The organism is Mesorhizobium temperatum, assembly GCF_002284575.1.
GTDB classification, from domain to species: Bacteria; Pseudomonadota; Alphaproteobacteria; order Rhizobiales; family Rhizobiaceae; genus Mesorhizobium; species Mesorhizobium temperatum.
Map to the genome: position 1 here is coordinate 121,392 of NZ_NPKJ01000066.1, position 22,127 is coordinate 143,518.

The 22,127-nt window shown below is 63.4% G+C and carries 21 protein-coding genes; 11 read left to right on the plus strand and 10 right to left on the minus strand.

What is annotated here, in order from left to right; all coding sequences use genetic code 11:
- Positions 1-113 precede the first annotated feature (113 nt).
- Positions 114-974, minus strand: coding sequence for a MurR/RpiR family transcriptional regulator (locus CIT26_RS25270; RefSeq protein ID WP_095495086.1), 861 nt, complete (start codon positions 972-974; stop codon positions 114-116).
- 206 nt (positions 975-1,180) lie between these two features.
- Between CIT26_RS25270 and murA the strand changes: the two genes are divergently transcribed.
- The 9 genes from murA to CIT26_RS25315 all read left to right on the plus strand — a co-directional run bounded on the left by murA (position 1,181) and on the right by CIT26_RS25315 (position 12,069).
- A complete protein-coding gene (murA, locus tag CIT26_RS25275; RefSeq protein WP_095495087.1) occupies positions 1,181-2,437 on the plus strand; it encodes a UDP-N-acetylglucosamine 1-carboxyvinyltransferase in 1,257 nt (418 codons plus the stop codon).
- The gene (locus tag CIT26_RS25280; protein WP_095495088.1) at positions 2,434-3,318 is read left to right on the plus strand and encodes a glucosamine kinase nucleotide-binding domain-containing protein; all 885 of its coding nucleotides are present in this window, start codon (positions 2,434-2,436) and stop codon (positions 3,316-3,318) included. Before murA ends, CIT26_RS25280 begins: the two co-directional genes overlap by 4 nt.
- A gap of 198 nt (positions 3,319-3,516) precedes the next feature.
- Positions 3,517-4,440, plus strand: a complete 924-nt coding sequence (gene murQ, locus CIT26_RS25285) for an N-acetylmuramic acid 6-phosphate etherase (protein WP_095495089.1) — start codon at positions 3,517-3,519, stop codon at positions 4,438-4,440.
- Between the two features lie 112 nt (positions 4,441-4,552).
- On the plus strand, positions 4,553-6,091 hold the full coding sequence (locus CIT26_RS25290) for an ABC transporter substrate-binding protein (RefSeq protein WP_095495090.1): 1,539 nt from the start codon (positions 4,553-4,555) through the stop codon (positions 6,089-6,091).
- Between the two features lie 43 nt (positions 6,092-6,134).
- On the plus strand, positions 6,135-7,094 hold the full coding sequence (locus tag CIT26_RS25295) for an ABC transporter permease (protein WP_095495091.1): 960 nt from the start codon (positions 6,135-6,137) through the stop codon (positions 7,092-7,094).
- Positions 7,094-7,930 (plus strand): ABC transporter permease, encoded by an 837-nt coding sequence (locus CIT26_RS25300; RefSeq protein WP_095495092.1) that lies wholly within the window; start codon positions 7,094-7,096, stop codon positions 7,928-7,930. The genes CIT26_RS25295 and CIT26_RS25300 overlap by 1 nt, the downstream gene beginning before the upstream one ends.
- Positions 7,927-9,675 (plus strand): ABC transporter ATP-binding protein, encoded by a 1,749-nt coding sequence (locus CIT26_RS25305; protein WP_095495093.1) that lies wholly within the window; start codon positions 7,927-7,929, stop codon positions 9,673-9,675. The genes CIT26_RS25300 and CIT26_RS25305 overlap by 4 nt, the downstream gene beginning before the upstream one ends.
- Before the next feature lie 265 nt (positions 9,676-9,940).
- The gene (locus CIT26_RS25310) at positions 9,941-10,945 is read left to right on the plus strand and encodes a serine hydrolase domain-containing protein (protein WP_095495094.1); all 1,005 of its coding nucleotides are present in this window, start codon (positions 9,941-9,943) and stop codon (positions 10,943-10,945) included.
- 8 nt (positions 10,946-10,953) lie between these two features.
- Positions 10,954-12,069 carry an anhydro-N-acetylmuramic acid kinase gene (locus CIT26_RS25315; protein ID WP_095495095.1) on the plus strand — a complete coding sequence of 372 codons (1,116 nt, stop codon included), beginning with the start codon at positions 10,954-10,956 and terminating at the stop codon, positions 12,067-12,069.
- Here the strand turns inward: CIT26_RS25315 and CIT26_RS25320 are convergent, their stop codons facing one another.
- Both CIT26_RS25320 and CIT26_RS25325 read right to left on the minus strand, forming a co-directional pair.
- Positions 12,070-12,495 (minus strand): GNAT family N-acetyltransferase, encoded by a 426-nt coding sequence (locus CIT26_RS25320; RefSeq protein WP_095495096.1) that lies wholly within the window; start codon positions 12,493-12,495, stop codon positions 12,070-12,072.
- A 125-nt stretch (positions 12,496-12,620) separates the two neighbouring features.
- Entirely contained in the window at positions 12,621-13,799 is a 1,179-nt protein-coding gene (locus tag CIT26_RS25325; protein ID WP_095495097.1) for an MFS transporter, read from the minus strand.
- A 48-nt stretch (positions 13,800-13,847) separates the two neighbouring features.
- On the opposite strand from CIT26_RS25325, the gene CIT26_RS25330 reads away from it, so the two are divergent.
- Positions 13,848-14,387, plus strand: a complete 540-nt coding sequence (locus CIT26_RS25330; RefSeq protein WP_095495098.1) for an Lrp/AsnC family transcriptional regulator — start codon at positions 13,848-13,850, stop codon at positions 14,385-14,387.
- 17 nt (positions 14,388-14,404) lie between these two features.
- On the opposite strand, the gene CIT26_RS25335 is transcribed toward CIT26_RS25330, so the two are convergent.
- The 6 genes from CIT26_RS25335 to CIT26_RS25360 form a co-directional block, all read right to left on the minus strand.
- Positions 14,405-15,241: a GNAT family N-acetyltransferase gene (locus tag CIT26_RS25335; protein WP_095495249.1), complete on the minus strand. Its 837-nt coding sequence runs from the start codon at positions 15,239-15,241 to the stop codon at positions 14,405-14,407.
- Positions 15,242-15,246: 5 nt separating this feature from the next.
- Positions 15,247-15,993 (minus strand): aspartate/glutamate racemase family protein, encoded by a 747-nt coding sequence (locus CIT26_RS25340; RefSeq protein WP_245319547.1) that lies wholly within the window; start codon positions 15,991-15,993, stop codon positions 15,247-15,249.
- 8 nt (positions 15,994-16,001) lie between these two features.
- On the minus strand, positions 16,002-16,820 hold the full coding sequence (locus CIT26_RS25345) for an ABC transporter permease (RefSeq protein WP_095495100.1): 819 nt from the start codon (positions 16,818-16,820) through the stop codon (positions 16,002-16,004).
- 1 nt (position 16,821) lies between these two features.
- Positions 16,822-17,733, minus strand: a complete 912-nt coding sequence (locus CIT26_RS25350; RefSeq protein WP_095495250.1) for an ABC transporter permease — start codon at positions 17,731-17,733, stop codon at positions 16,822-16,824.
- 237 nt (positions 17,734-17,970) lie between these two features.
- Complete coding sequence (locus CIT26_RS25355; protein ID WP_095495101.1) at positions 17,971-19,260, minus strand: ABC transporter substrate-binding protein; 1,290 nt, start codon at positions 19,258-19,260, stop codon at positions 17,971-17,973.
- A gap of 33 nt (positions 19,261-19,293) precedes the next feature.
- Positions 19,294-20,382 carry an ABC transporter ATP-binding protein gene (locus tag CIT26_RS25360; protein WP_095495102.1) on the minus strand — a complete coding sequence of 363 codons (1,089 nt, stop codon included), beginning with the start codon at positions 20,380-20,382 and terminating at the stop codon, positions 19,294-19,296.
- Between the two features lie 260 nt (positions 20,383-20,642).
- On the opposite strand from CIT26_RS25360, the gene CIT26_RS25365 reads away from it, so the two are divergent.
- Entirely contained in the window at positions 20,643-21,356 is a 714-nt protein-coding gene (locus tag CIT26_RS25365) for a GntR family transcriptional regulator (RefSeq protein ID WP_095495103.1), read from the plus strand.
- A 164-nt stretch (positions 21,357-21,520) separates the two neighbouring features.
- On the opposite strand, the gene CIT26_RS25370 is transcribed toward CIT26_RS25365, so the two are convergent.
- Positions 21,521-22,105, minus strand: a complete 585-nt coding sequence (locus CIT26_RS25370; RefSeq protein ID WP_167391532.1) for a HupE/UreJ family protein — start codon at positions 22,103-22,105, stop codon at positions 21,521-21,523.
- Positions 22,106-22,127 lie beyond the last annotated feature (22 nt).

A 22,127-nucleotide genomic window follows, 5' to 3' on the forward strand; every position in this document is an offset into this window, starting at 1 on the left:
CTCAGAACAGTCGAACGCAACCTTCTGGGCCGGTAGTTCTGAAAGCCGCGCTCCTCGGCGCGGTCGAGATACTTGAATCGCGGCGGGTCGGGGATCGAACCCGGTTTCTCACGTTACGAGGATCGGTCCGCTTTCAGCACCGAGACGGCCACTTCGCTGTTGTGGACATAGTCATTGGCGTCCGGCTGCTTTTGCACGAGCAGGATGAACAGCAAGTCGGTCAGCGTCAGCTGCGCATCGCGTGCGGTGATGGACGAGGAGCGTGCCCGCTCTTCGTCGGCGATAGTGTAGAGGCGGATGTCGGCGACGCGGCTCAACGGATTGTCATGCAGGCCGGTGACGGCGATCACCGTCGTGCCGCGCTTACGGGCAAGTTCGGCTATCCGCAAGGTTTCGATGCTGGCACCGGAATAGGAGAGCGCGAACAGCACGTCGCCGGGTCCGAGCGTCGAGACGTTGGCCATCTGCACATGGCTGTCGCTGTCGTGCAGCACATTACGGCCGAGCTTCATCAGCTTGTAGGAAAAATCGCGCGCCACCAGCGAGGAGGCGCCGACGCCGACCAGATGAATACGACGCGCGCGGTCCAGCATTTCCAGCGCCCTGGAGATGATCCGCTCGCTGTTGGCGGCGACGGTCTGCTGCATCGACAGAAGCTTGCTGCCGATCAGCTTCTTCAGGATGATCTGGTAGCTGTCGCCGACCTCGATCGAGCCGTGGATCACTCCAGCCGGCACTTGCCATTCCTGCAACTTCGCCTCGCTGACCGCGAGCTTCAGCTCCTGATAGCTGGCATAGCCGAGCTTCTGGCTGAACTTGACGACGCTCGACTGGCTGCGGCCGATCTCGGCCGCGAGAGCCGCCGTCGACAGGCGCAGCATCCGGTCCGGGTTGTCGATGATAAATTGCCCGATCTGGCGATCACCGGGCGCCATGGTTTCGAGCCTGGCCTCGATCTTCTTCAGGACGGACATCAAGTTCCTTTGCGCTGTTCAAGACGCCAGCCGGTCACCGGTTCTGGGCAATGCCAGCTCAAGGAATAAATTATTCCAACTCTGATTGACAGCCAAGAATGATCCATCGACTCTCGAACCGATATAGGTTCGGCCCTCGATTCGAACATGAAAGACAGCTTGCAAGGGCGTAGTCTCGCAGAGACGACAGATAAGGTTCCAGAGCCATGGACAAATTGCGGATCGTCGGCGGACAGAGGCTGCAAGGCGCGGTGACGATCTCCGGCGCCAAGAACGCGGCTCTGCCGCAGATCGCGGCGGCGCTGCTCAGCCCCTACCCGCTGGAGCTGACGAACCTGCCTGATGTGACCGATGTCGAAAATATGCTTGGGGTCGTCACGCTTCACGGCGCCGAGGTCACCAGATCGGCCCGTGCCGCCACCATCGATACAAGTGCTGCCCTCTCGAAGGAGACATCCTACGACACGGTCAGGCGCATGCGCGCGACGGTCCTTGTTCTCGGCCCGCTGCTTGCCCGCTTCGGGCAGGCAAGGGTTTCGCTGCCTGGCGGATGCGCGATCGGCGCACGACCGGTCGATATGCATGTCGCGGCGCTCGCCGCACTTGGCGCCGACATTGCCATCGAGAACGGGTTGATTGTTGCTTCAGCGCCGACCGGATTGAGAGGCGCGCGCATCGTGCTGAGCTCGCCGTCGGTCGGAGCGACCGAAACCGCGATGATGGCCGCGACCGCGGCGAAGGGCGAGACCGAAATCCTCAATGCGGCGCGCGAGCCGGAGGTGGCGGACCTCGCCGCCTGCCTGAACGCCATGGGTGCCCGGATTGAGGGTGCCGGCACGCACCGCATCCTGATCGAGGGCAGCAGCAACTGGCGTGCTGCCACGCACGACATCATCCCGGACCGGATCGAGGCCGGCACCTACGCGATTGCCGCAGCCATCACCGGTGGCCAGCTCGAGCTGACCCATGCACGGCTCGAGCACATGGCATCGGTGGTGCAGCTGCTCGAGGCCACCGGCGTGAAGGTCTGGCCCGGCGATCGCGGACTGATCGTGTTGAGGGACGGACCTCTCAGGGCGGTCGACGTTGCGACAGAACCCTACCCTGGCTTTCCAACGGATCTCCAGGCCCAGTTCATGGCGTTGATGTGCTGTGCCGACGGCGCATCGCTGTTGCGCGAGACGATCTTCGAGAACCGCTTCATGCATGTGCCCGAGCTGATGCGGCTCGGCGCCAACATCAAGCTGCAAGGGACCATGGCGCTGGTGCGCGGCGGTGAGAAGCTGAAGGGCGCGCAGGTGATGGCCACCGATCTGCGCGCCTCCGTCTCGCTGGTGCTGGCGGCGCTGGTCTGCGAAGGCGAGACAGTCATCAACCGGGTCTATCACCTTGACCGCGGCTACGAGCAGCTGGACCGCAAGCTCCGCCTGTGCGGCGCTCAGATCGAGCGGATAAGCGGATGAGTGCCGCCGCCGCGTCTGCGCATTATTTCCTGGGCGTCGACGGCGGCGGAACCGGCTGCCGGGCGCGCATCGAAGACGAAGCGGGAACGGTGCTGGGGCAAGGCCTGTCGGGCCCGGCAACGACGCGGCTCGGCATCGATGCGGCCTGGGCCTCCGTTGCCAAAGCGTTTGGCGCGGCGATCGAGGAGGCAGGTTTCGGGACGGCGGAGATCGCCCGGATCCGGGCAGGAATTGGCCTCGCCGGCATCGGGCGCAAGGGTGCGCTGGAGGCGCTTCGAGCGATTGCACATCCCTTTGCCAGCATTGACTTCGTCAGCGACGGCGTCGGCGCCTGCCTTGGCGCGCATTCGGGCCAGGACGGCGCCATCGTCATTGCCGGCACCGGCTCGATCGGCATCGGTTTTGTCGACGGGCGCGAGCTGCGCGTCGGCGGCTACGGCTTTCCGATCTCCGACGAGGGAAGCGGCGCCGATCTTGGACTGAAGGCCGTGCAGCTCGCCTTGCGCGCCCACGATGGCCGGCACGATCGGACGGCGCTGCTGGCGGAGGTCATGCAGCGTTTCAAGGACGACCCGATCGAGGCGGTCGCCTGGATGGACCGCGCCACAGCGACCGACTATGCCGCCTTCGCACCGATGGTGATCCGCCACGCCGACCAGGGGGATCCGGTCGGACGGCGCATCGTGCAAAGTGCGGCCGAGCACGTCGATACTTTCGTGCGTGTGCTTTTCGAAAAAGGCGCGCCACGGGTGACGTTGCTCGGTGGGTTGTCCAGCCCGCTCGAACCATGGCTTGCTCCCGACGTCCGCCGGCGTCTGAAGCCCGCCGATGGCGACGCCGTTTCAGGGGCCATCATCCTGGCCAAAAAGTCCCCTTGGTGACCGATAGCGTTTCCAACGTTAAGGAATATTATATTCCACCATCCGTTGACACTGCGAATATTCAATTCTAGAAAGTTAACAAAGCAGAAACCGGGACAGCCGACACGAAGCCAATGCCGCCCGCTGGCACTGGTCGACGCTTGGCGCGGCATCACATTAGTACTTGCTGCCGACGGCAAGAACTTTGAAAGCAAGTGGATGAGCGAACAAGGGTTGATGTCGGAGCTGGAGCGGTTGGTTTCCGAGGATCGGAACCCGAAGACGATGGATATCGACCTGCTGCCGACCATCGATATCCTGCGCAAGATCAATGACGAGGACAGAGGCGTTCCGGCCGCCATCGAGAAGGTCATTCCGGAAATCGCCGCCGCCGTAGACCGGATCGTCGGTGCTTTCCAGAAAGGTGCGCGGCTTGTCTATATGGGTGCCGGCACGAGCGGCCGGCTGGGGGTGCTCGACGCTTCGGAGTGTCCGCCGACTTTCGGCGTGCCCGAGACCATGGTGGTGGGCCTGATCGCCGGCGGTCCCGATGCGCTGGTGCGGTCCGCTGAGGGCGCAGAGGATGATCCAAAACAGGGCATGAAGGCCCTGCAGGAGATCAATCTCACCGCCGACGATGTGGTGGTCGGCATCGCGGTCAGCGGGCGCACGCCCTATGTCATTGGCGGCTTGACCTATGCAAAGCAGGTGGGAGCGACGACCGTAGCGCTGTCCTGCAACCCCAGATCGATTATTGCCGGCATTGCCGACATTGCCATCTCTCCGCTTGTCGGCCCCGAGGTTCTCACCGGCTCGACCCGGCTGAAGTCGGGAACGGCGCAAAAGCTCGTCCTCAACATGCTGACGACCGCCAGCATGATCCGGATCGGCAAGAGCTATCAGAACCTGATGGTGGACCTTAATCCCAGCAACAAGAAGCTCGTCGCCAGGGCCGTCAGGATGGTGATGCAGACGACCGGCTGCGCTGCGCAACAGGCACGACAGGCACTCGACCAGACCGGCAATGACGTCAAGCTGGCGATCCTGGTGACGATCACCGGCATGGGCGTCGAAGAGGCGCGCAAGGCGCTTGGCAATGCGGGAGGGTTCCTGCGAAAGGCGATAGGCGAAAAGACGGTGTGAAGCCGCATGGATACTGGGCCGATAGACTGGGCCGATATTCTGGAGGCACGTGTCCCTTTGAAGCGGTCCGGGGAACTGCAAGGCATCAAGTTCGATCACATGGGAGACGACGATGGTACAGCACCTTACGAAGAAACTGCTTTCCGGCATGACGCTATCTGGCATTGCCTTGGCGGCACTGCTCGGCATTGCGGCAGTCCCGGTGCAGGCGGATGCGGCGACGTTGCGTATGGCCTGGTCACAGGACGCCACCGGGCTTGATCCGCACAAGCAGACGGCCTTCTCGTCACTGCGGCTGCTGGAGCTGATCTACGAACCGCTGGTGCGGCTCGACACCAGCCTGCAGATCACCCCGGCCATCGCCGATTCCTGGCAGTTCTCGCCGGACGGCAAGGAGCTGACCTTCAAGCTCAATCCGAAAGCAAAATTCCAGAACGGCGCAGCGGTGACGTCAGCCGATGTGAAGGCATCGTTCGAGCGGATACTCGATGAAAAGACAAGTGCAGCCGCCCGCGCCAACTTTCTTTCGATCGCCAGCATCGATACGCCAGATCCGGCCACTGTCGTGTTTCACCTGTCGCAGCCGGATGTTCCGATCCTGACGGCGATGAGCGACATCAACGCAGCCATTGTCCCTGCCAGCGAAATCGCAGCCGGCTCGATCGGCACGACGACGATCGGCTCGGGTCCGTTCAAGCTCGAGAAATGGGATCCGAATTCCAAGGAAGTGCTTGTCGCCAACAACGACTGGGCCGGTGGCGCGACCGGCGTCGAGGGCATCGACATCTCGGTGCTTCCGGACGAAACGGCGATCCTGGCGGCGCTGCGTACCAAGCAGATCGATTTCGCGCTGCTCAACGACCCGCTTGTCGCCACGCTGGTTCCAAAGGAAGCCGGCCTGCAATTGAACCGCATGCCGGTTCTTGCCTATCACGTGCTGCAGCTCAATCCGTCACGCAAACCGATGACCGAGCTCAAGGTGCGTCAAGCCATCTCTTGCGCCATCGACCGGCAGGAGGTGCTGGACACCGCCTCGCTTGGCGAAGGCAAGATCACCGGTCCACTGACGATCCCTGCTCTGGCGACCGATCCGAACCAATTGTTCTGCTACACGCGCGACATCGAGAAGGCCAAGAAGCTGATGGCCGAGGCCGGCTATGCCGACGGCTTTTCAGCGAGCGTGATCGGCGCCACCGGCGAGCCGCCGACGGCGGCAGCCGAAGCCCAGGTCATCCAGTCGCAGCTCGCCGAGATCGGTGTGAAGCTCGACATCAAGATGATGGAGCTCAATGTCTATGTCGATGCCTGGCTGAAGGGCGATTTCGACATGGCCATCGCCTTGAACGGCGGCAGGGCCGATCCCTACACCATGTATAATCGCTACTGGACCAAGGCCGGAAATCTGCAGAAGGTGGCGAACTATATCGATGACACGCTCGACGGCCTGATGCAGAAGGGCCGCACCGAGACCGACCCGGCGGCGCGCAAGGTGATCTTTGGCGATTTCGAGAAGCATATCACCGAGATGTCGCCCTGGATCTGGCTCTACACCTCGTACAGCTATACGGCCCAGCAGAAGAATGTCGGGGGATTCGTGCCCGTGCCTACGGGATCGCTGTTCAGCCTCGCCAAGGTGACGCTCCAGCAGTAACCAATTCCGGCTTCGGACCCATCGCCCGAGAGGTATTCTTCGCGTGAACTATCTGATGCGACGGCTGGCGACGTTTCCTCTCGTCCTGATTGGCGTGTCCGTTCTCGTTTTCGTGGCGATCCGGATGGTTCCGGGCGACTCGATCACGGCGATGCTGGGGACCGAAGCCGGCCTCCTTACGCCCGCCCAGCGTGATGCGCTTGCGGCCTATTTCGGCATCGACCAGCCCTGGTTCATCCAGTACTGGCGCTGGCTGCTCGGTCTCTTGCACGGCAATCTGGGCATCTCGGTCACCTATGGCAAGCCGGTCCTCGACGTCATCCTCGAGCGCTTCCCGCTTACGCTCGAGCTGGCGCTGCTGGCGATGATCATCGCGCTTGCGGTCGGCATGCCGGCGGGGGTTTTCGCCGCCACGCACAATGAGAAGCTGTCGGATCTCGGCGTGCGGGTGGTCGCGATGATCGGTCAGTCGACGCCGAATTTCGTCCTTGGCTTACTGATCATCTACACTCTGTCCGCCGGCTTTGGCGTGCTGCCGGCGATGGGCGCGTTTTCACCCCTGTGGCAGGATCCGTTGCGCAATCTGGGCCAATTGCTCCTGCCCGCGGTGACGCTTGGATTTGCCTTCGCGGCCTCGGTAACCCGGATATCGCGTTCGGCCATGCTCGACGTGCTGAGCGACGACTATGTCAGGACGGCCCGCAGCAAGGGCGCGTCCAACCGCAGCGTCATCTGGCGCCACGCCTTGCCCAATGCGCTGATCCCAGTCGTGACGCTGAGCGGTATCGAGTTCGGTTACCTCCTGGGCGGCGCCGTCATCGTCGAGCAGATCTATGCGCTGCCGGGTCTCGGACGCATGGTCCTGGATGCGATCCTGCAGCGCGACTATGCGCTGGTGCAGGGTAGCGTCTTGTTCATCGCCTTCAACTTCATGATCGTCAATCTCCTGGTCGACCTCGCCTATGTCGCACTCGATCCGCGCATCCGGCTGGGGGAGCGTTGATGCGTATTCTGCGTGCCATCTTCGCGCATACCAGCGGCCGGATCGGCGGTGCGATCGTCGCGCTCTATCTGCTGCTTGCCGTGCTCGGAATGCTGGGACTGACGCCGCACAATCCGCTGATGCAGTATCGCGTCGACCGGCTGCATGCGCCGGATAGCGCCTACTGGATGGGCACCGACCTGTTCGGCCGCGATGTGGCAAGCCGGCTAATGACCGGGATCGGCCAATCCTTCACGGTGGCATTCTTCTCGGTCGCCTTCGCCACGCTCGCCGGCACCATCCTCGGGCTGGCGGCAGCGTGGTTCGGACGCTGGGACGGCCTGCTCATGCGCATCATGGACGTGCTGCTGGCGTTCCCGGCGATCCTTCTGGCACTGCTGATCGTCACGGTTGCGGGGCCGGGAACATGGACCAGCATCGTTGCCATCGCCATCGTCTACACGCCGATCTTCACGCGAGTCGTGCGCGGCCCTGCTCTGTCGCTCAAGGCGCGTGAATTCGTCGACGCCGCGCGCACTTTCGGCTCCAGTTCAAGCTACATCCTCACGCGGCACTTGCTGCTCAACCTGGTGGCGCCGTTGACCGTTCAGGTCACCCTGGCGCTGGCCTGGGCATTGTTGACGGAGGCCGGCTTGAGCTTCCTCGGCCTTGGCACACAGCCGCCCGCCGCGTCGCTCGGTTTGATGCTGAGCGACAGCCGCAACCTCATGGAAACGGCCCCCTGGCTGATGATCTTCCCGGGGCTCGCCATCATGATCAGCATCCTGGGCTTCAACCTGCTTGGCGATGCCTTGCGCGATATCCTCGATCCGAAGATGCGGAGGTCGATCGCGTGATTCCGCTTCTGTCCGTCAGCGACCTTCGCGTCGGCTTCGGCCGCAACCCTGAAGCCAATGAGGTCGTTCGCGGCGTCAGTTTCGACCTCGCCGACGGCGAGACACTGGCAATCGTCGGCGAAAGCGGCTCGGGCAAATCGGTCACCGCGCTGTCAATCAACCGTCTCGTCGATTATGGCGGCGGCCGCATCACCGGCGGCTCGATCAAGCTGAGACGGGCCGACAACAGCGTCGTCGACCTGTTGACGGCGACAGAGCAGCAACTGACAAAAATCCGCGGCGCCGAGATCGGCATGATTTTTCAGGAGCCGATGACGTCGCTCAATCCGGTGCTGACCATCGGCACGCAGATCGAGGAATCATTTCGCCTGCATCGCGGCCTGACCGGCCGGCAGGCCACGGCAGCAGCGAAGGATGCGCTCGATCGCGTACGCATTCCCGATGCCGCGCGGCGGCTGGAATACACGCCGAACCAGCTGTCGGGCGGGATGCTGCAGCGTGTGATGATCGCCATGGCGCTCGCCTGCAATCCACGCCTGCTCATCGCCGACGAGCCGACGACGGCGCTTGACGTGACGGTGCAGGCGCAGATCATGGCGCTGCTCGCCGAGCTCAAGCGGGAGACCGGCATGTCGATGATCTTCATCACGCACGACATCGGCCTGGTCGCCGGCATCGCCGACAAGATCATGGTGATGCAAGGCGGCGAGGCCGTCGAGCAAGGCGAGCTGAACCAGATACTCGACCATCCGCAGCATCCCTACACGCAGCATCTGCTGCACGCCGTGCCGCATTTCGCCAGCGGTCGCGCGACGCGTTCGGACGGGCGACGCGAAAAGGACAAAGGCACTGAGCCGGCGCTGAAGGTCGACGGCCTGGTGGTGCGGTTTCCCGTCAAATCAGGGTTTTTCGGCCGCGCCAGCGGCGCCGTGCATGCGGTCGACGGTGTGGATTTCGACCTGATGCCCGGCGAAACTTTGGCCATCGTCGGCGAGAGCGGTTCCGGCAAGTCCACCACCGCGCGCGCCGTCCTGGGGCTGGTGCGATCGACGCGCGGCACATTCTCGGCCGGCGCACGGAAGGCTGCCGCCGAGCAGAGCGCCCTGCCCGTGCAAATGGTGTTCCAGAACCCCTACGCTTCGCTCAATCCCAGGCTCACCATCGCGAGCATTCTGGCGGAACCGGTGATCGCCACCGGCGGCCGTGTGAACGCGCAGACGCGGGCGAAAATGGCCGCGCTGCTGAAACGCGTCGGCCTGCCGGAAAGCAGTCTTGAACGATACCCGCATGAATTTTCGGGCGGGCAGCGGCAAAGGCTGTGCATCGCTCGCGCGCTGATGCTCAACCCTTCCGTCGTCGTCCTGGACGAAGCGGTCTCCGCGCTCGATGTCTCGGTGCAGGCCAGGGTGCTGGAGCTGCTGGTCGACCTGCAGCGCGAGTTCGGGCTGGCTTATCTGTTCATCTCGCATGACATGGCCGTCGTGGAACGGATCGCTCACCGCATCGCGGTGATCTATGCCGGCCAGATTGTCGAGATCGGCGATGCCACATCAGTGTTGTCGGAGCCGAAGCACTCCTACACCAAGAAGCTTATTGCTGCCGTTCCCACCATCGACCGGCGGCATGAGCGTTTCGAGATTGATACGCGCCAGGTCCCCTCACTGGTGCGGCCGCTGGGATTTGAACCAAGTCCGGCCAAGTGGGATAAGTTCGGGCCGGATCACAGAGCGAGGGTGGAGGCGTGATGGATATCACCCAAAATTATCCAGACGCAGCGGGACAGCACCCCCCTCTGTCCTACCCTCTTTGCCAAAACTTGGCATCTCCCCCGCAAGGGGGGAGATCGGATGTCGCCGCCGTTTTCGCCAATCGCCGACGTTGTAGAAGTGAGCGGGGCGCCGAAACTGCCGATCTCCCCCCTTGCGGGGGAGATGTCCGGCAGGACAGAGGGGGGTGGGAAGGATCACCAACTTTTCGGTTTGACCACACACTGTCGGATGGAGGCGCGCGATGACCGACCTCGCCGACCTCTTCTCTCGTGCCTTCGCCCCTCTCGAAGCGGCGGTGGCGGCCTCGCGCATTCCCGGCGGCGTGCTCGGCGTTGTCGACCGGGACGGCCAACGCTTCGTCCGGGCAACCGGCTCGGCTCAAATCGTGCCGAAGGTCAGGCCCATGCATATCGAGACCTGGTTCGATCTGGCCTCGCTGACCAAAATCATCTTCACGACGCCACGCATCCTGGCGCTGGCGGAGGAAGGCGTCATCGATCTCGACGCGCCGCTGATCTCGGTTCTATCAGATCTTCGCCAGTACGATGAAAGGGCCTGGGAGCGGAGGGTGACGTGTCGCCAGTGCCTCGGCCACCAGACGCCGTTTCCCGCCGTCGCACCGATCTACACCTATGGGCGCGACCCCGAGCTGTTGCGGGCTTTCGTCCTGCAGCGCGAATGGCAGGCCGGGGAACCGGTCTATTCCGATATCAATTTCATCCTGCTTGGCTTTGCCCTGGAGCGCCTGTCGGGGAAGACCATCCGCGACATGGACCCCGGCCCGGGCTTTGCGTTCTCCGCCGAGCCGGATGCCTCGGCGGCGACGGAAGACTGCACCTGGCGTCATCGCGTACTCTGCGGCGAGGTCCACGACGACAATTGCTCGGCGCTGCAAGGTGCGGGTCACGCCGGGCTGTTCGGAACGGCTGCATCGATCCTCGATTTTGCGAAAGGGGTGCTGGACGGGACCGGCGCATCCGCGCGTACGATCGCGCTGATGCGCACGCCCTTGTCCTCGACCCGCACCCATGGCTGGGAGCGGCCCCATGAGGGCTGGTCCGGCGGCCGGCTGTGCAGCCCCGGGACGATCGGGCATACCGGCTTTACCGGTACCGGGCTGTGGATCGACTTCGACAAAGACAAGGCATGGACCTTGCTCACCAACCGGATCCATCCGACACGTCATTTCAACAGCGGGATCGCAGCGCTTCGCCAATCGGTCGGCGATCTCGTCAACGGAGCCTAGGGATAGATATGGAACCAATCTGGGCCGTCGGCCTGATGACCGGCACCGTCCTTGACGGCAATATCGACGTCGCGCTGATCAAGACCGACGGCGAGCGCATCGCGGATTTCGGCACCTACACGCTGGCGCCCTACCCCAGGTCGATCCGGACCCTACTGGAGGAGACGTTGCGCCAGGCCAGGGTGTGGAATTTCACCGGACCGGAGCCGGCGATCTTTGGCGAAGCTGAAGAAGCGCTGACGCGCGCCCAGTCAGCAGCCGTCAAGGACCTGGTCGAAAGCTACGGGCTGACGATGGCCGATATCGGCGTCGTCGGCTTTCATGGCCAGACCGTGCTGCATCGCGCCCCGCAAACCGGCCGGCTCGGCCAGACCCGCCAGCTCGGCGATGGGGCATTGATGCATGCCATACTGGGCACCAAGGTCGCCTACGACTTCCGCTCGGCCGACATGCGCGCCGGCGGGCAAGGGGCGCCGCTGTCCGCGGCCTACCACGCCGCGCTGCTGCGCGATGCCGATATCAGCGGCGACACGGCGGTCCTCAATCTCGGCGGCGTCGCCAACATCACCTGGTGGGACGGCAAGGACTATGTCGTCGCCTTCGATACCGGACCGGCCAATGCGCCGTTGAACGATTTCATCAAAGCGAAAGGGCTTGGCGACATGGATCGCGACGGCGCGCTCGCGCGGACCGGCACCGTCGACGAAGCCAAGCTGGCCAAGCTCCTGCAGCATCCCTATCTGGCCAAGCCCTATCCAAAGTCGCTTGACCGGTTCGATTTCGGCGCAGCCATGGCGGATGGGATGAACGCTGAGGATGGCGCCGCACTGCTGACGGCCTTCACCGCCGCAGCCGTCAGCAAGGCGCTCGACCTCCTGCCGCACCGGCCGAAGCGGCTGGTGGTCAGCGGTGGCGGCCGCCACAACCCGACGATCATGGCCATGCTTGCCAGCCGCGCCGGCGTCGAAGCCGTGCCGGCGGAGGCGCTCGGCTGGAAGGGTGACGCGGTGGAGGCGGAGTGCTTTGCCTTCCTTGCGGTTCGCGTGCTCAGGGGTCTGCCGATCAGCTTCCCGACCACTACCGGGGTGCCACAGCCGATGCGCGGCGGGCGCCTTGCCGGCTGATCAAGTCGACAATTTCTTCTGCAAGAAGACGCGGGCGCGGCCGACGGGAAAATCGGGAAGCACGCCGAAAGGCTGATATCCCTGACGCTCATAGACGTTTGCCGCTTTCGGATTGAACGTGTCGATCAGGGCGCCATGACAGCCGCGTGCGACGGCCTCCTGTTCGGCTGCGTCCAGCATCCTGCCGGCCATGCGCTGGCCGCGCAGTCGCTCATCAACCCACAGCCATTGCACATAGAGCCAGCCCCAGGCGGTGTATCCCGAGATGCCGGCGACAACCGCGCCGTGCTTGTCGCGCACGAACACGGCGAGCACCTTCCTATTGGCCGGACCGACTTCGCTGTCGTTGAACGCGCTGAGCCGCTCCCCGAGAAAAGCGAGTTCTTTCGGCGAAGGGTCGGCGGTGGTTTCAAGCGTCATGTTCATCGCTTGTCCAGACAGGCTCACAGCCGGATACCCGTATACAGCGCTTCAGGACGCGTGGCACTTTCATTTGCATTTATCGAAGGAAAGGAGGGGAGCGCAAGCTCTGCCGCCGCGTGGCTCCGCGACTACACGGGCCGCGGCGAATGCCACGCCGCCACCGAAGCGGCAACAAGCATGAGCAGCGCTGCGACCATTGCAGATGCCGCAAAACCAAAGCTGGAATAAAGCGGTCCGAAGGCGGTGGTGCCGACAAACACCGCGAGGTAGGTCACCGCGCTGTTCAAACCCATGATCGTGCCGCGCCGCGCCGGATCGAGCGCCGAGAGGCGCATCACCAGGACGTTCAACCCGAAATGATTGGCAAGGCCCCAGACCGCCACCATCGCGATGGTCAGGCCGAGGCTGCCGCTTGATGCGGCAAGCGCGACATACACGACCGCGACCAGCAGATAGGCGAACGGCATGACGCGTCGCGCGCCGAGGCGATCGATCGCGCCGTCAAGAAGTGCCGCCATGCCGAAGCCAACGCCATAGGCGAGCGCGGCCAAGCCGTTCGCGCTGACCGGCCGTCCCAAGCCATTGTGAAGGTGATCGCCGAGATAGCCATACACACCGTAGAAGGCGGTCATGAAGGCGCCGCAGGCGACCAGAAGCGGCACTATGCCGGGAACGGCCAAGGCGCCGAGCGGCGTCGGCGCCGGGCCACTTTTCCTGACATCGCTCAGCGACGTCAGCGTAAGACCGGTCAATGCAAGCGCCGCAAGCACTGCGACCGCCGCGAAAACAGCGCGCCAGTGCAGCAGATCGGCAAGCACCGCCGACAATGAGACGCCGGCCACCATGCTCAGGGTCCATCCGGTCAGCACGACGCCGATCGTCCCGCTTTCGCGGCCAGGCGGCGCGATCGCAGCGGCGCTGGCGTAGATTGCCGGCATGGCGACGCCCGCGGCGATGCCGGCGAGAAACTGGGCCGCAGCCAGCGCGGTTACCGTCGGCGCGGCGGCGCTGGCGAGGAGCGCTATCGCCAGCAGCAGCAACGCCCCTTGCAGCATGCGGCGAGCGCCAAGCCGGTCGATATAGCGGGCCAGGAACAAGGCGCTTGCGGATGTCCCGAGGCCGAACGCGGCGGACGCGATCATGACGGCCGGCACGCTCGTCGCAAACGACGCCGCCACCGCCGGTGCTATCGGACCGAGGACCAGCGAGTTCGAGCCGATCACGGCGATGCATCCGGTGAGCAGATAGGCGAGCGCCGGGATAGGCGGCCTTGCCGTCAATGTTGCGACTTGATCACTGTTCGTCATACGGCGATAATCGCCGTATTAAATTCTGTATCAATAAGGAATTTCACCATGGATGAAGAAACAGATGGCATTCTGCAGAACAGGCCTGCTGCCCGCGATGTCGACGCAACCGACCGAAAGATATTAGGCGTTCTGGTCGACGACGCCACGATCAGCTATGCCGAGCTCGGTGATCGTGTCGGCCTGTCGCCGCCGGCAGTGCATGAACGGGTGAAGCGGCTTCGGCGCAGCGGCGCCATTCGCAACACCGCGGCAATCATCGATCCCAAGGCGGTGCGCAAGCCGTTGCTCGCTTTCGTGCACATCGACACCAAGGGCTGGGGAAAGACCCCCGAACTGATGGCGATTTCCGAGCACCCGGAAGTCGAGGAGATTCATTCGGTGGCCGGCGACACATGCATGCTGATCAAGGTCCGCACCGAGGACACAAGGGCGCTCGAAGGCCTGCTGTCGCGGCTTTACGAAACGCCTGGCGTGACCTCGACGCGAAGCTATGTGGTTCTGTCGACCTATCTCGAGCGGCCGGTGCAGCCCGGGATCACGACCGAATGGCCGACGCCCCGGCACATGGCCAAGCCGCTGTATTAGGGTTGGCCTGGGTTCAATCAACCAAGTTCCAAGGTCGTTATCGCAAAGACGCCGGACTGCGCGAGCTGCGGCGCCTTTCCCTTGTACATTCGAGCGGTTTCGAAGCCCGGTTGAAGACCAGTGGACGACAGCAAAGCTGCAAATTGCCCGCTGGTCTCGGGAACGTCGAGATGGATATTTCCGGGTCCGGAGGCATTGGCGAGTGCCGCGAAGAGACGGCTTGCCGCGTCCAGACTGTTGGCAAAGAGCGGGCCTATCTTGCAACCGTCCCGGCACTGGCGCGCGACGCCATATCCCTCGATCGCGCCGTCCCTGACGATCGCAAGCGCCACGTGCGGCGGACGCAGCCAGTGTTCCAGGAAGGACCGCCTCGGAGCGGGAAAGAACCGGCTGTCGTAGTCCAGGACGTCGGGCACGAGTTCCGGGCCTATGGCACGGATGTTGCTGTCGGCGGCTGCCGGAACATTCGGCGATCCGACGAACCGGATCGTCCGGTAGACCGGCGCAAACTCCATGCTGCGATAGTTGGCCTGCTGTTCGACGACACCATCGAGGCCGATGGTGCGGTTTCCGAGCCGCGCCATGCCGGCATCCCAGACCGCCTTGCCATGGCCCTCTCCACGCCTGTCCGGCCGACAGATGTAGAGGCCGATGAAGCCGAAATCGTCGCCATAGGCCACAGCCGAAATACCGGCCACCATCTCGCCATCGACAATGGCGCCGATGAAGCCGTCGGGATCCGCCGCCTGGAACGCTGCGGCATCGCCAAGGCCAGGGTTCCAGCCTTCCGCTGCCGCCCAGTCGACAAGGATTTCCACTTCTTCAAGTGCGAGCGTTCTGATCGTTCGGCGCATTGCGATCACTCGGCGGCAACAGTACCGGGGGCGAAGGATTTCAATTCGCCACGATAAGGCTTTGCCAGCGGGCTTGCATAGGCGCCACGCTTGGAGGTCGACAGGCCAAGCGCGATCAAGGCCTCGGCCTGCTTGACCGCTGCGCCGACGCCGTCGATGACTGGAACGCCGAATTCCTGCTGCAGCTCGGCGGCGAGATCGGCCATGCCGGCACAGCCGAGCACGATGGCCTCGGCGCGATCCTCCTCGAGCGCGCGCGCGATCTCGCGGCGCAATTTCAGGATCGCGTCCGATGCCGGATCTTCGAGCGCAAGAACCGGAATATCGGCAGCGCGCACGCGTGCCCGCCCCGCCATGCCATAGCGCTGCACCAGCGCTTCGACCGGCACGCGCGAGCGCTCAGTCGTGGTGACGACGGTAAAGCGCTGGGCGATGAACGAGGCCGTGCTGAGCGCTGCCTCGCAGATGCCGATGACCGGAATGTTGGCCATGGCGCGCGCGGCATCGAGGCCGGTATCGTCGAAACAGGCGATGATCGCGGCCTGCGCGCCCGAGCGCTCGCCGGTGGCGATCTCGACCAGCAGGCCCGGCACGGCCAGCGCCTCGTCATAGTAGCCTTCGATCGATACCGGACCCATCGACGATGTGACGGCGACGATGTCCGTCTCGGCGCCGGCGACCAACCGCGCCGCCGCTGCAATGGTTTCAGTCATGCTGGCGGTGGTGTTCGGATTGACAACGAGGATTTGCACTGAAGGTCTCATGCACGCGCTCGGCGGCGGCCGACATAGACGATTGCACCGAGCGTCAGCAGGATCACCAGGAAGGAAAATACGGTGGTCACGGTGCCCAGCGCATAGAGCACCGGCGTCGTGACATTCGTCGTCATGCCGTAGATCTCGAGCGGCAGCGTGTTGAACGTGCCCGAGGTCATCAGCGTGCGGGCGAACTCGTCATAGGACAGCGTGAAACCGAACAGGCCGACACCGATCAGGCTGGGCGCGATCATCGGCAGGACGACATGCGCGAAGGTCTGCCATGAGGTCGCGCCCAAGTCCCGCGCGGCCTCCTCATAGGCCGGCGAGAACCGGTTGAAGACGGCGAACATGATCAGCACGCCGAAGGGCAAAGTCCATGTCAGATGCGCACCGAAGGCGGATGTATACCAGGCGGGGCGCAAGCCGATCTGCTGGAAGACGACGCCGATGCCGAGCGAGATGATGATCGACGGCACGACCAGGCTGGCGACGGCCAGATAAAACAGTGCGGTGGCGCCGCGAAATTTTTGGCGGAAGGCAAGACCGGCAAGCAGCGACACGCCGACGGTGACGATCATCACCATCAGGCCAAGGATGAAGGAGCGTTTGAAACTGCCGCCGAAATCGCCGACCGCCTGGCGCTCGAACAGATTGGCGAACCAGTGCAGCGAAACGCCGTTCAATGGGAATGTCAGCCCGCCATTCTCGCCCTGGAAGGAGAGGATCAGGATCGCCGAGAGCGGGCCGTAGAGAAACAGCACGAAAAGGGCGAAGAAGGCCGCCAGCACGTAGAATTCGAGGGTGCGCTTGTCGTGGCTCACGTCACAGCTCCTTGCGAATGTCGACGATGCGCAGGATGCCGGCGACCATCAGCAGCACCAGCACCAGGAGCACGACCGCGTTGGCGGCCGCCGCCGGATATTGCAGCAGCGACATCTGGTTTTTCATCATCAGCGCGACGGAGGCGCTCTGCCCGCCGGACATCACCTGCACCGTCGAAAAATCGGCCATCACCAGCGTGACGACAAAGATGGTGCCGATCGCCATACCGGGCTTGGCAAGCGGGATAACGACGTTCCACAACACCTGCCAGCCGGACGCGCCAGCATCACGAGCGGCCTCGATCAGCGACTTGTCGATACGCATCAGCGTGTTGAAGATCGGCGTCACCATGAACAGCGTGTAGAGATGCACCATGGCGAGCACCACGGCGAATTCGGAATAGAGCAGCCACTCGATCGGCTTCGGGATCAGTCCGATCTGCACCAGCGTCGAGTTGACCAGGCCGTTGCGGCCAAGCACTGGAATCCACGAGATCATGCGGATGATGTTGGAGGTCAGGAACGGCACGGTGCAGATGAGGAACAGCACCATCTGCATGGCCGTGGTCCTGATATGGAAGGCGAGGAAATAGGCGACCCAGAAGCCGATAAGCAGCGTCAGCGCCCAGACGATGGCGGCATATTTCAGCGTGTTCAGATAGGTTTTCCAGGTGACCCAGGAGCCGAGCGTGTCGGAATAGTTGGTGGTCAGGAAATCCGGGTACATCGCCGCGAAGTCGTAGTCCCAGAAGGAGACCACGGCGATCATCAGGATCGGCAGGAGGAGGAATGCGCCGAGGATCAGCGCCAGCGGCGTCGCCTGGAGGTAGGGGGCGAAGCGGGCAAGAGACAGGCGGCGTCTGGTCGGCTTTGCGGACGTGACGAGAGCGGATTGTTCGAGTGCGGCTGCCATGAACATCTCGATGAAAATCGGCGATGCGGCCGAGGCCGCGTTTTCCTTCTCCCCCTGTGGGAGAAGGTGGATTGGCGCGCAGCGGCTAGACGGATGAGGGGTGCTGGGAGAAACTCAGCGTTGGCGATCCGTCCAACACCCCTCATCCGACCGAGCTGAGCCTGTCCTCGGGCTTGCCGGAGGCAAGACCCGTGGGCTCGGCCACCTTCTCCCACAAGGGGAGAAGGCAAGAAGGCACTACGCAGCGATGAATTCGTTCCAGCGCCTCACCATGTAGCGGTCCTCGTCCATGACCGAGTTCCAGCAGGCGACCTTACCCATGCGCTCGACGAAGGAGCCACCGTCGCGCACGGCGCCTGCCTTCTCCATGACCTTGCCGTCCGGCGCCATGATATCGCCCTTGGCCGGCTTGCCGTCGACCCAGTAGCCCCATTCGTCCTCGGACATGAACTGCTTGGCCGTATCCATGGCGGCCGAGTAGTAGCCCTGGCGGTTGAGATAGGCGCCGACCCAGCCGGACAGGTACCAGTTGATATATTCGTAGGCGGCGTCAAGCTCGGCGCCCTTGAGATGCGCTGCCAGGCCAAGGCCGCCGCCCCATGAGCGATAGCCTTCCTTAAGCGGCTGGTACTTGCAGGCGATGCCCTTGGAGCGCACCGCCGCGACCGCCGGAGACCACATCGACTGGATGACCACTTCGCCTGAAGCCATCAGGTTGACGCTCTCGTCGAACGATTTCCAGAACGCCCGGAACTGGCCGTCCTGCTTGGCCTTGATCAGGAAGTCGATCGTCTTGTCGATCTCCTCCTTGGTCATGTTGCCCTTGTCGGCATATTTGATGTTGCCCATGGCTTCCATGATCATCGCCGCATCCATGATGCCGATCGACGGGATGTTGAGGATGGCGGCCTTGCCCTTGAAGGCCGGATCCATGATGTCGGCCCAGGTGGTGATATCGCGACCGACAAGGTCGGGGCGGATGCCGAGCGTATCGGCATTGTAGATGGTCGGCACCATCGTCATCCACTGGGTCGGTTCCTTGGCGAAGGTCTTGGCGTCCTGCGCCTCGACGAAGCCGACGGTATGCGGCGCGGTGCCCTGGGCGATGACGCTGTCGGGCGTCAGCTTGCCGGTGATGAACAGCGGTACGATCTTGTCGTAGTATTTCAGCTTCTTGACATCCATCGGCTGCATCACACCGGACGGATAGACCTTCTTGGCGATCCAGTATTCGATGTCGGCGATGTCGTAGCTGTCCGGCTGGGTCACAGCGCGCTGGGCGGCGGCATCGGAATCGGTCGCCGTCATCTCCAGCGTGATGCCGAGATCGGCCTTGCACTTGTCGGCAATGGCGTTGAGGTTGGACACGCCGGTGCCGAACTGGCGCAGCGTGATCGGGTTCTGCGCCCAGATCGTCGGGAACCCGGTGATGGCACCCGAACCGGCGGCAAGACCGACGGCGGCAGCACCTGTCTTGAGCAGCGAGCGGCGGGAAATTCCTATCTTCTTGTCGGTGGTGTTGGTCATGTCAGTTCCCCTGTTTTGATTGGTTGTTCTGGTTCAGGAATCGAGACGGCCAAGGACGATCGCGTCCTCGGGATCCCAGGCGATCGGCACGGCGTCGCCGACGGCGACCGGCTTGGCGAAGAAGCTGGTGTCGTCGACGATCACGGTAAAATCCTCGATGCCGGCGCCGTTGACCGAGAGCTTCACGGTCGAGCCGCGGTATTCGACGTTGGAGGCGATGCCGGTGAAGCCCAGCCCGGTGGCCGGCGGATCACCGATCCGCACATGGTCGGTACGAATGGCGATATCGATCGGCTCGCCGATCGCCCTGCCCTGCCCGCTGGCCGCTAGCGAGGCGCCACCCGGCACATCGAAGACAACCATGCCGTCGCGGCTGCCGCTGACGCGGCCGGAGACGACGTTGTGATCGCCCATGAAACGGGCGACGAACGCAGTGGCCGGCCGCTCGAAGACGACGCGCGGATGCGCCGCCTGCTCGATGCGGCCGTCATTCATAACCACGATGAGGTCGGCGAGCGCCATGGCCTCCTCCTGGCTGTGGGTAACGTGGACGAAGGTGATGCCGAGCGACGTCTGCAGCTTCTTCAGTTCCGCCCGCATGCGGATTTTCAGGAACGGGTCGAGCGCCGAGAGCGGTTCGTCGAGCAACAGCGCCTCGGGGTCGGTGATCAGCGCGCGGGCCAGAGCGACGCGCTGCTGCTGTCCGCCCGAAAGCTGCGACGGGCGGCGGCCGGCATAGGCTTCCATCTGCATCAGCTTCAACATGACGAGCGCCTTGGCGCGGCGCTCCTCCTTGCCGACGCCCTTCATCTTGAGGCTGAACGCAACATTGTCGATCAGGTCGAGATGCGGAAACAGCGCGTAGGACTGGAACATCATGGCGGTGCCGCGCCTGGCCGGCGGCAGGTCGGTGACCACCGTGTTGCCGAGACGCACGTCGCCGCTCGATAGGCTTTCGTGCCCGGCAATCATGCGCAGCGTCGAGGTCTTGCCGCAGCCGGACGGGCCGAGCAGGCAGCAATAGGTTCCCGCGGGGATTTTCAGGCTGATGTCTTCGACGGCAGTGGTGGCGCCATAGATTTTCGAAACGGACACGATGTCGATTTCGGCGGCTTTGGACATCCGGTTTCCTCTCTAAATCAACTTAAGCAAAGCATCATGCATGCCAATTGCCCTGCATCGGCCTCAAACGACTGATTTCTTGGGTAAATCGGGACTACATCCGGCCGCCCGCCGAAACGGCACGCTTGTGCTATGCACAAATTATAGGCGATAGCCGGCGATTCTCGCAAAAATCGTATGCAATCTTTCCTGACATCGTATTCACTTTGGCCCTCTGCAAGCGACCCGATTCAGGGTAGAAAGGCGCAGGGACTACCATCATGAATATAGCCGACCAGACTTTCCCTGCTGTCGACAGTGCCAACGAGGATCGCGCCCAGACGATCCGCGATCAGTTGCGCGACGCGATCGTCGATCGCCGGCTGGCACCTGGAACCAAGCTGTCGGAAGGCGAGGTCGGCACTTTGTTCGATGTCAGCCGCACCGTGGCGCGCGCGGCGCTGCAGATGCTCTCCTTCGAGGGATTGGTGCGGACCGAGCGCAATCGCGGCGCCTTCGTCGCCAATCCGTCGCCGGAGGAAGCGCGTCAGGTCTTTGCTTCGCGTCGGCTCATCGAGCCCGGCATCGCGATTGCCGCAGCCGGGCGGATGACGCCGGCGCATGTCGCCGCCTTCAAGGCTCAGCTCGATGAGGAGGGCCGCTTCATTGCCGAACGCGGACCAAATGCAAGGCGGTCGGAAATCAAAGCTTCGGGCGATTTTCACCTGCTGCTGGCTTCGGTTGCCGGAAACGCCATCCTCCAGCGCTTCATGGAAGAACTGGTGGCGCGGTCATCGCTGGTGATCGCGCTCTATGGCCGCTCGGGCGTCTCGAGCTGCGGTCATAGCGAGCACATGAATATCCTGGAGGCGCTGGAAAATGGCAATTCCGAACGCGCCAGCGCGCTGATGCTGCATCACATCGACCATATCGAGGCCGACCTCGATCTGCGCGTCCGGGGCGGTCCGGCGCTCAGGCAGGCGCTCGAGTTCTGAGGCCTGCCGATCGGCGGTCAGGAGACTGCGCTTCTCAAAGCCGCTCAGCTCGGACCTTCAAGACCTGGTACAGCATATCGCGAATGCGCTGCAGCCTCATCAACCATTTCTGGCTCATCTGCATTCCAGTTCTGTTTGCCGACTGCCTGCGTTGATCGCCTCACTCAGAAAGTTTGTGCCGCCATGGCCATTCCAACCAGCGAGGTGGCGACCCCAGCGGTGCGGACCGTCATCGGCCAACGGGCGAGCTTGAAGACGGACAATACCCCGATCGCATGCAGCATGGACGTGCCGAGCACGAAACCAGCGGCGTAGGCGATGCCGCTGGCGCTCTCGGGGATCTCGAGGCCGTGGGCATTGCCGTGGAAGAGGCCGAACAAGGCCGTCAGTGCTGCCGCGGCGGCCAGCGGCAGCGGCCTGGCAAGACCGACCATGGCGCCGAAGACCACCAGCGACAGCGCGATGCCGGTTTCAAGGGAAGGCAGGCCGATGCCGGCCATGCCGAGCAAGGCTCCGGCGACCATGGCCGAGACAAAGAACAGCGGCACAAGCACAATACTGCGCCCGCCGGCGCGAGCGCCGATCATGCCGACTGCGACCATGGCGAGCAGATGATCCATGCCGAAGAGCGGATGTTCGAGGCCGGCGAAAAAGCCGTGGATGTGGGCGCCGCCGCTATGGGCAAACGCCAGCGACGGTGTGACGGCGGCGAGAGCTGAAAGGATGCCAAATCTTACAAATGTTTTCATGATTGTACCTGTTCGATGAGAG